At 73.8% G+C, this 8749-nt stretch carries 10 protein-coding genes; 7 read left to right on the top strand and 3 right to left on the bottom strand.

Annotation, left to right across the window (positions count from 1 at the left end; translation table 11 throughout):
* The coding region (locus ABZ885_RS30765; RefSeq protein ID WP_360195732.1) for a DUF2156 domain-containing protein at positions 1-1302 on the top strand (1302 nt) is incomplete at its 5' end.
* A 60-nt stretch (positions 1303-1362) separates the two neighbouring features.
* Here ABZ885_RS30765 and ABZ885_RS30760 read toward each other — a convergent pair.
* A complete protein-coding gene (locus ABZ885_RS30760; RefSeq protein ID WP_360195730.1) occupies positions 1363-1800 on the bottom strand; it encodes an SsgA family sporulation/cell division regulator in 438 nt (145 codons plus the stop codon).
* A gap of 331 nt (positions 1801-2131) precedes the next feature.
* On the opposite strand from ABZ885_RS30760, the gene ABZ885_RS30755 reads away from it, so the two are divergent.
* The 5 genes from ABZ885_RS30755 (at position 2132) to ABZ885_RS30735 (ending at position 6883) form a co-directional block, all read left to right on the top strand.
* Entirely contained in the window at positions 2132-3964 is a 1833-nt protein-coding gene (locus ABZ885_RS30755; protein WP_360195735.1) for a DEAD/DEAH box helicase, read from the top strand.
* Between the two features lie 273 nt (positions 3965-4237).
* Positions 4238-4483, top strand: coding sequence for a TM2 domain-containing protein (locus tag ABZ885_RS30750; RefSeq protein ID WP_360195727.1), 246 nt, complete (start codon positions 4238-4240; stop codon positions 4481-4483).
* Positions 4484-4485: 2 nt separating this feature from the next.
* Complete coding sequence (locus ABZ885_RS30745) at positions 4486-4962, top strand: DUF2752 domain-containing protein (protein ID WP_360195724.1); 477 nt, start codon at positions 4486-4488, stop codon at positions 4960-4962.
* A 426-nt stretch (positions 4963-5388) separates the two neighbouring features.
* On the top strand, positions 5389-6039 hold the full coding sequence (locus tag ABZ885_RS30740) for a helix-turn-helix domain-containing protein (RefSeq protein ID WP_360195722.1): 651 nt from the start codon (positions 5389-5391) through the stop codon (positions 6037-6039).
* Positions 6040-6076: 37 nt separating this feature from the next.
* On the top strand, positions 6077-6883 hold the full coding sequence (locus tag ABZ885_RS30735) for a S16 family serine protease (protein ID WP_360195719.1): 807 nt from the start codon (positions 6077-6079) through the stop codon (positions 6881-6883).
* Between the two features lie 33 nt (positions 6884-6916).
* Here ABZ885_RS30735 and ABZ885_RS30730 read toward each other — a convergent pair whose 3' ends face one another.
* On the bottom strand, positions 6917-7477 hold the full coding sequence (locus ABZ885_RS30730) for an Lrp/AsnC family transcriptional regulator (RefSeq protein ID WP_360195716.1): 561 nt from the start codon (positions 7475-7477) through the stop codon (positions 6917-6919).
* Between the two features lie 200 nt (positions 7478-7677).
* Here ABZ885_RS30730 and ABZ885_RS30725 point away from each other — a divergent pair, with 200 nt between their 5' ends.
* On the top strand, positions 7678-8238 hold the full coding sequence (locus tag ABZ885_RS30725) for a VOC family protein (protein ID WP_360195713.1): 561 nt from the start codon (positions 7678-7680) through the stop codon (positions 8236-8238).
* Between the two features lie 21 nt (positions 8239-8259).
* Here ABZ885_RS30725 and ABZ885_RS30720 read toward each other — a convergent pair whose 3' ends face one another.
* Entirely contained in the window at positions 8260-8577 is a 318-nt protein-coding gene (locus ABZ885_RS30720) for a hypothetical protein (RefSeq protein ID WP_360195711.1), read from the bottom strand.
* Positions 8578-8749: the final 172 nt, after the last annotated feature.

Raw genomic sequence — 8749 nt, 5'->3', positions numbered from 1 at the left:
CTGCGCTCCCTCCCCTTCTCCGCCTCCGCCGCGTACGCCGGGCTCGGGGTGCTGGCGGCCGCGCAGTTCGAGCCGGGGGCGACCTTCCGCGGCATGCTCGCCGGGCTGCCCGCCCAGTTCCTGCCGCCCGCCTACAACGACCTGCTGCCCGACTACCCGATCGCCGTCGGCCCGTTCGCCCGGTTCCTGGAGACGTACTGCGGCCTGGCCTTCTGGGTGGTCGCGCTGACGGCGCTGCTGCTGGCCTTCCGCCGGCCGATGGTGCACGCGGACGCCGAGGACGCGGCCCGCGCCCGGGCGCTGCTCACTGCGCACGGCGGCGGCACGCTCTCCTTCATCACCACCTGGGACGGCAACCACTACTGGTTCGACGAGGAGGGCCGGGCCGCCGTCGCCTACCGGGTGCTCTCCACCGTGGCGCTCACCACCGGCGACCCGTTCGGCGAACCGGAGGCCCGCCGCCGGGCGGTGGCCGGCTTCGCCCGGTACTGCGACGCCCGCGGCTGGACGCCGTGCTTCTACAGCGTCACCCCGGACACCAGGGCCGCCGCCGGGCAGCTCGGCTGGCGCTCGCTGCAGGTCGCCGAGGACACCGTGGTCGCGCTGCCCGAGCTCGCCTTCACCGGCCGCAAGTGGCAGGACATCCGGACCGCCCTCAACAAGGCCGGCAAGCAGGGCATCACCGCCGAGTGGTGGTCCTACCACGACGCGCCGCTCGCCCTGCGCGACCAGATCCGCTCGATCTCGGAGGAGTGGGTCTCCGAGAAGGGCCTGCCCGAGATGGGCTTCACCCTCGGCGGCCTGGAGGAACTGGACGACCCGGCCGTCCGGCTGCTGGTCGCGGTCGACGGCGAGCACCGGGTGCACGGCCTGACCAGCTGGATGCCGGTGTACGAGAACGGGGCGCCGGTCGGCTGGACGCTGGACTTCATGCGCCGGCGCTCGGACGGCTTCCGCGGGGTGACGGAGTTCCTGATCGCCTCGGCCGCCCTCGGCTTCAAGGAGGAGGGGGCGCGGTTCCTCTCGCTCTCCGGCGCGCCGCTGGCCCGGTCCGGGCAGGAGGCGCCGCCCACCGGCCTGCAGCGGATGCTCGACTGGATGGGCCGGGTGCTGGAACCGGTGTACGGCTTCCGCTCGCTGCTCGCGTTCAAGGCGAAGTTCCAGCCCGAGTACCGCCCGTTGTACATGGCGTACCCGGACCCGGCGGCGCTGCCCAGCATCACCCGGGCGATCGGCAAGGCGTACCTGCCGCACCTGACGGCGGCGCAGGGCGTCCGGCTGATGCGCCGGCTGTCGTCCTGAAGCCCGGCCGCCCCGCCCCGCCCGGGCGGGGCGGGCACCGGCGCAGCACCGCGGAGCGGCTCAGCGGAGCAGCTCGGCGAGCGCCCGGTCGGCGTCGAGGTGCAGGTGCTCCTCGCCCTCGGGGACGACCAGCCGGGTGCGCCACAGGAAGCGCCGCAGGTCGGTGCTGTCGAACCGGACCAGCGCGGTGCCCTCGGGCGCGCGCAGCTCGACCATGGTGTGCCGGCCGGCCGCGGGCCGGACGTGGACGTCGCCGACGCCGGCGGGCAGCTCCAGGCCGGCCGTGAGGAGCCGGCGGGCGAAGACCCAGACGATGTCCTCGCCGCCGTCCGGGACCGTTCCGTCCTCCGGCCCGTCGAGCGAGAACTCGGCGGGGAAGGCCATCCGGACGGCGAGCGGGTCCGCCGGGGCGTAGGACAGGGTGACGTGCAGACGGGCGGAGCGGTGGCTGGAAAGCATCAGGCGGGCCCGGACGGTCTCCTCGACGGCGGTGTGCACGGTGCGTCCTCTCTGGTGGTGCGGGGCCTTCCCGGCGCGGTGCGACCGGGGTGACGGCAGGGGAGCGTGGTGCGCGGCCCCACTCCGGTGAGAGTCGGCGGGGGCGGTCGCGCTTACGCGGTTTTCGCGGCCGATCACCGTGATCCGCGTCACGTCCGTTTCCGGCCGTGCGGGGCCGCGCGGGGGCCCGGCCTGGCCGCCCGTCCGGCGCCGGACCGGTACGCTGGGCGGGTTGCCCGATTGCCGCCAGACCGCGGGCCGGGGCTGCAAAACAGCCTCTGACCTGCGACGATCCCCCTCGGAGACCGTGAGTACTGCCGCCGCCTCCTCGATGCCGCTCTTCTCCGACGTGCAGGAGCCGGACGCGCCCGTCCGGGCCGCCGGCCACACGTCGCCCGCCGCCTCGCACCACCTGTCGCCGGCCTTCCCCGGCCGGGCCCCCTGGGGTACCGCCGGGAAGCTGCGGGCCTGGCAGCAGGGTGCGCTGGACAAGTACATCGAGAACCAGCCGCGGGACTTCCTCGCGGTCGCGACCCCGGGCGCAGGCAAGACCACCTTCGCGCTGACCCTGGCCTCCTACCTGCTCCACAACCACCTGGTGCAGCAGGTCACCGTCGTCGCCCCGACCGAGCACCTGAAGAAGCAGTGGGCGGAGGCCGCCGCCCGGATAGGCATCAGGCTGGACCCGGCGTACTCCTCCGGGCCGCTCTCCCGGGACTACCACGGCATCGTGGTCACCTATGCGGGCGTCGGCGTGAACCCGATGCTGCACCGCAACCGCACCGAGGCCCGCAAGACGCTGGTCATCATGGACGAGATCCACCACGCCGGTGACTCGAAGTCCTGGGGCGAGGCCTGCTTCGAGGCCTTCGAGCCGGCCGCCCGGCGGCTGGCGCTGACCGGGACGCCGTTCCGCTCCGACACCAACCCGATCCCGTTCGTCCAGTACGAGGCGGGCGGCGACGGCATCCGCAAGTCGGTCGCCGACTACACCTACGGCTACGGGCACGCGCTGGCCGACCACGTCGTCCGACCGGTGATCTTCCTCTCCTACAGCGGCAACATGCGCTGGCGGACCAAGTCCGGCGACGAGCTGGAGGCGCGGCTCGGCGAGCCGATGACCAAGGACCTGATCGCCCAGGCCTGGCGCACCGCGCTCGCCCCGCAGGGCGAGTGGATCCCGAGCGTGCTGCAGGCCGCCGACCGCCGCCTCACCGAGGTCCGCAAGGCGATCCCGGACGCCGGCGGCCTGGTGATCGCCACCGACCAGACCGTGGCCCGCGCGTACGCCAAGATGCTGCGCGAGATCAGCGGCGAGAAGGTCACCCTGGTCCTCTCCGACGAGACCGAGGCGTCCAAGCGGATCTCCGACTACGCGGCCGGGACGTCCCGCTGGATGGTCGCGGTCCGCATGGTGTCCGAGGGCGTCGACGTCCCGCGCCTGTGCGTCGGGGTGTACGCCACCTCGATCTCGACCCCGCTGTTCTTCGCCCAGGCCGTCGGGCGTTTCGTGCGCGCCCGCAAGCGCGGCGAGACGGCCTCGGTCTTCCTGCCGACCATCCCGATGCTGCTGGGCTTCGCCAACGAGATGGAGCTCCAGCGCGACCACGTGCTGGACCGGCCGAAGAAGGAGGGCGAGGGCCTCTTCGACGAGGAGGACCGGCTGCTCGCCGAGGCCGAGCGCGCCAACGACGGCCCGGACGGCGCCGGCGGCGAGGAGTTCTCCTACGAGGCGATCGGCTCCGACGCGGTCTTCGACCGGGTGCTGTACAACGCCATGGAGTTCGGCATGCAGGCGCACCCGGGCAGCGAGGAGGAGGAGGACTACCTCGGCATCCCGGGCCTGCTGGAGCCGGACCAGGTGCAGATGCTGCTGCAGAAGCGCCAGCACCGGCAGATCCAGCGCAGCAAGGGCAAGCCGGCCGAGGAGGCCGACCTGCTGGAGCTGCCGGCCGAGCAGCGGCCGGTCGTCACCCACCAGGAACTGCGGGAACTGCGCAAGGAGTTGAACGCGCTGGTGGCGGCCTGGCACCACCGGACCAGCCAGCCGCACGGCACCATTCACAACGAGCTGCGCCGTCAGTGCGGCGGGCCGCTCACCGCGCAGGCCACCGCCAACCAGTTGACGGCGCGGATCGCCCGCATCCGGGAATGGGCGAAGTAACGTCACCTCAGCGGAAATCAGGTCATATCACCGGTGGTCATATCTTCGGTGCCGCCCGATGTTCAGATGCACGCGAAGAATTTGTGGAGACAGCCGGTGTGATCATCCGCTAGTGTTCCGCGTGCTGTGCCGCCTCCGGGCCGTCAGAGCCGTGCGCCGACCCCTTCGGGACGGTCGCCACGGCCCCGGTGAATCCGGCCGGCCAACCTCACCCCCGAGGCTGCGACACCCACGTCGTGCCCGGGGCCTGTCGTCACAAGGAGCGCACCGAACGTGTCGTACCCCCCTTACGCCCAGCAGCAGCCCGAGCTGTCCGACAAGTCGAAGGTCGTCGCGGGCCTCCTGACGATTTTCTTCGGCTACCTGGGTATCGGCCGGTTCTACACGGGTCACGTCGGCATGGGCATCGCCCAGCTGCTGACCTGCGGCGGTCTCGGATTCTGGTCGCTGATCGACGGCATCCTCTTCCTGACCAGCAACGACCGCACGGACGCCCAGGGCCGTCTGCTGCGCAGCTGAGCTTGCCCGAGCACCTCGCGGCACGCCGCCCCGGCCATCGCGGCCGGGGCGGCTTCGCCGTACCCGCGCGGCTGCGCCCCGGTGCCCGGCTGCCCCTCGGTACCCGGCTGCGCAGCGCCCTGCCGCCGGTGGCGGTGGCCGTGGGCGGCCTGGCCGGCGCCGCGTACCTGTGGTCGCGGAACCCGCACCTGCCCGGGCAGGTGCTGCCGTTCTGCCCGTTCCGGAAGGTCACCGGCCTGCAGTGCCCGGGCTGCGGCGGGACCCGGATGACGTACGACCTGATGCACGGCGACCTCGCGGCGGCCTGGCACGACAACGCGGCGCTGCTGCTCTCGCTGCCGCTGGTCGCGCTGCTCTACCTCACCTGGCTGCGGCACGGCCTGGCCGGGCGCCGCTGGCAGCCCCCGCTGGAGCGGCGCGGCACCGCGGTGCTGCTCGGCGTCGCGGTGGCCTGGACGGTGCTGCGCAATCTGCTCTGACGCCCCCCCGCCGCCGGATACGGTCCGGGGGCGATTCCGGGGTACGTCCGGAGTGTGCCCGGAGTGCGTCCGTGGTGCGGAGTCGCCGTGGAACACCCCCCTCCGGCCGAGTGTCCGGACTTCGGACTGTGTTCGAACTTGAGCCCTGCCGTGACCGGTGGAATGTCGGCATTTGCCCGTATTCGTCGGGTGCGGCAAAAACGATCATGCCCGAATTTTGGACAAGTACTTCCGTCGCGAGAATTCCTTCACTACCTTTCCCACACGCTCTCCCGCTGGGAAACCCCCCGGGCCGGCGCCGCAGGACCGCCAGAGCGTCAAGGACGACACTCCGCGGTCCGAGCGCGGCCACCCACCTGCGCGCGACACCTGAGTCCGGACCGGCGCCGCCGCTCCGCGACCCGCCGCGGAAAGGAATTGCGCGTCGTGACTGCAGAGACCTCCCAGACCCTGGACCGTGGCGTCCGGGTCCTCAAGCTCCTCGCCGACTCCGAGCGCGGGCTCACCGTCACCGAGCTGGCGGCCCGGCTCGCCGTCAACCGGACGGTCGTCTACCGGCTGCTGGCCACCCTGGAGCAGCACGGGCTGGTCCGCCGGGACATCGGCGGCCGGGCCCGGGTCGGCCTCGGCGTCCTGCGACTGGCCCACCGGGTGCACCCGCTGCTGCGCGAGGCGGCACTGCCGGCCCTGCGCAGCCTGGCCGAGGACCTCGGCGCGACCGCCCACCTCACCCTGGTGGACGGCAACGAGGCGCTGGCCGTCGCGGTGGTCGAGCCCAGCTGGACCGACTTCCACGTCGCCTACCGGACCGGGCTGCGCCACCCGCTGGCGGAGAGCGCCGCCGGCCGGGCGATCCTGGAGGCGCGCGGCTTCCCCAGCCAGCGCCGTCCGGAGCAGGGCTTCGTCATCACCCGCGCGGAGGAGCAGTCCGGGGCGAGCGGCGCGGCCGCCGCCCTGGTCGGGCTCAGCGGGATCGAGGGCAGCGTCGGCGTGGTGATGCTGAACGGGCTGGTCCCCGAGCGGGTCGGCCCCCGGGTCGTGGAGGCCGCGACCGAGGTGGCCGACGCCCTGCGGTAGTGCCTGCGCAGGCGCCCGGGTGTGTTTGGATGCCTCTGTGTCCGACTCCAAGCTGCCCAAGGCCCTCACCGCTCCCCGGACCCGCGCGCTGACGCTGTGCGGCGTGCTGGTCGCCGCGCTGTTCGGCGTGGCCGCCTTCGTCCCGCTGCCCTACACGCTGACCTGGCCGGGCATCACCGCGGACACCCTCGGCAGCTACCAGGACAAGCCGGTGCTCACCATCACCGGCGCGCCGGTGCGCAGCACGCAGGGCCAGCTGCGGATGGTGACCATCTCGGCGACCAACGCCGGCGAGCGGACCACCTTCTGGCGCTCGATGCAGGCCTGGTTCGACCGGGACGAGGCGATCCGGCCGACCGAGACGGTCTACCCGGCGGGCGACCCGGCCAAGGCCGAGGAGGAGACCGCCCGGCAGATGACCGAGTCGCAGAACAGCGCCGCCATGGCCGCGCTCTCCTACCTGCACCTCTCGCCCGACCAGGTGAAGGTGAAGGTCGACCTCGGCGACATCGGCGGCCCCAGCGCCGGCCAGATGCTGGCGCTGGGCATCGTCGACAAGCTCGCCGGGGACGGCAAGGGCGGCGACCTCACCGGCGGGATCAATGTCGCGGGCACCGGGACCATCGACGACCAGGGCGTGATCGGCCCGGTCGGCGGAGTCCCGCTGAAGACCCAGGCGGCCGCCCGGGACGGGGCGACGGTGTTCCTGCTGCCCAAGGACGAGTGCGCGGACGCCAAGGTCAACACGCCCGCGGGGCTGCGGCTCGTCCCCGTTGGGACGCTGGGCGAGTCGGTCGCCGCCCTGGAGGCGCTGCGCACCGGCGGGGCCGTCCCCAGCTGCTGAGACTCCCCGGGCCGGGGCCCGGCCGGCCCCGCGCTACTCGGCGGCGGCCTGGTCCACCAGCGGCAGGATCCGGTACGGCACCGGGTTCTCCAGCGCGATCGCCGTCGAGGACCGGACGATGCCGTCGAAGCCGACCACCCGGTCGATCACCCGCTGCAGATCCGCGTTGGACCGGGCCACGATCCGCACCATCATGTCCCCGCGCCCGGTGATCGTGTGCAGCTCCAGCACCTCCGGCACCGCCGCCAGGTGCGCCCGCACGTCGTTGCCCTGGCCCTGCGAGATCTCCAGCGTGGCGAAGGCCGTCACCGGGTAGCCCAGCGCGGCCGGGTCCACCTCCGGGCCGAAACCGCCGATCACCCCCTTGGCCTGGAGCCGGTCCAGCCGGGCCTGCACCGTGCCGCGGGCCACCTGCAGCCGGCGCGAGCACTCCAGCACCCCGATCCGCGGCTCCTCGGCGAGCAGCCGGATCAGCCGGCCGTCCAGGACGTCGATCGCGTCGTTGCCGCCGGAAGGGCCGGAAGGGCCGGAAGGGCCGGAAGGGCCTTGCCCGGCAGGGGAGTCGGGGACGCTCGGGGAGTGGGCGGGGGGCATCGCGGGCTCCTCCTCCGGTGGGCATTCTGTACAGCGACGGGGCCGATTCTCCCGCCCCGGAGCACACCTTGACCAGGAGGAAACGGAACAGTTGCGCGACGGTCGGCCCGGCGCCACCCTCCAGCCACCACCCCGTGAGCCGTACCCCGCGCCGGACCACGGGACAGCCGTGGTCCCGCACGCCCACCGGGAGGGCCGTCATGACCGACACCGCCGCCGAACCCATGCTGCTCACCGCCGGCCCGGGGGCATCTCCCGGCCTCCGGGCCGGGGGAGAGGAACCCGACCTCTTCCCGATGGGGCGCGCCGACGCGGTGGTCTTCGCGGTCGGCGACGCCCGGCGGGCGGCCCGCCGCTACGCCACCGCGCTCGGACTGCGCTGCACCGCCTACGCCGGCCCCGAGACCGGCGAACCGGAGACCGTCGCGTACGTCCTGGACGCGCCCGGGACCAGGTTCGTGCTCACCTCGCTGGTCCAGGTGATCGGGCCGCGCGGCCGGGACCTCGCCGGACACCTGGCCCGGCACGGCGACGGCGTGATCGACCTCGCGGTGGCCGTGCCCGACGTCCACTACGCGTACGACTACGCGGTGGACCGCGGCGCCGGCGCGCTCGCCGAGCCGTACGAGGTGCAGGACCGGTACGGGACGGTGGTGCTGGCCGCGATCGGGGTGCCCGGCGGCACCCGGCACACCCTGGTCGACCGGTCCCGCTACCGCGGCCCCTACCTGCCGGGGTACGTGCCGTTCGAGCGCTGGTGACCGGGCGCCCGCAAGGTCCGGTCAGCGGACCACCGTCTCCACGGTCGGCGGGTGGCCGTTCCACGTGACGAAGACCGAGTTGGCCTGGGCGCCCTTGGTGAAGTCCACCCGCAGCCACTGCGGGCCGTTCCACACCTGCATCTGCCAGCCCGGGTCCGGGGTGGCGGACACCAGCGAGGCGCTGTCGGCCCGCAGGTCCAGGGCGACCCTGCCGCCCGGCACCGGGTAACTGCTGACCGAGGACGTGGCGGTGGCCGTCGGCGCCGGGCGGCGCGAGGAGGGCGGGGCGCCGGACGGTGCCGCGCTGTGCGGGGCGGTCGCCGAGGCCGTGGCGGACACCGGCGCGGGCGTGTCCGGCTGCGCCGCCGACTGCGCCGGGGCCGGGGTCGAGGCCGGTGCGCCGGTCGTCGGCGTCCGCGCCCCGGTGGCGGCCGGGGCTGGCGCGGGCCACCGACGCCGAGGGGCGCACCCAGCCGCTGCGGACACCGTGGAACGAGCAGGGGTACGGGTG

Origin of the sequence: Kitasatospora sp. NPDC047058 (assembly GCF_040643935.1) — a bacterium.
In the GTDB taxonomy this organism is placed as follows: Bacteria; Actinomycetota; Actinomycetes; order Streptomycetales; family Streptomycetaceae; genus Kitasatospora.
This window is presented reverse-complemented; position numbering and strand designations above follow the sequence as displayed.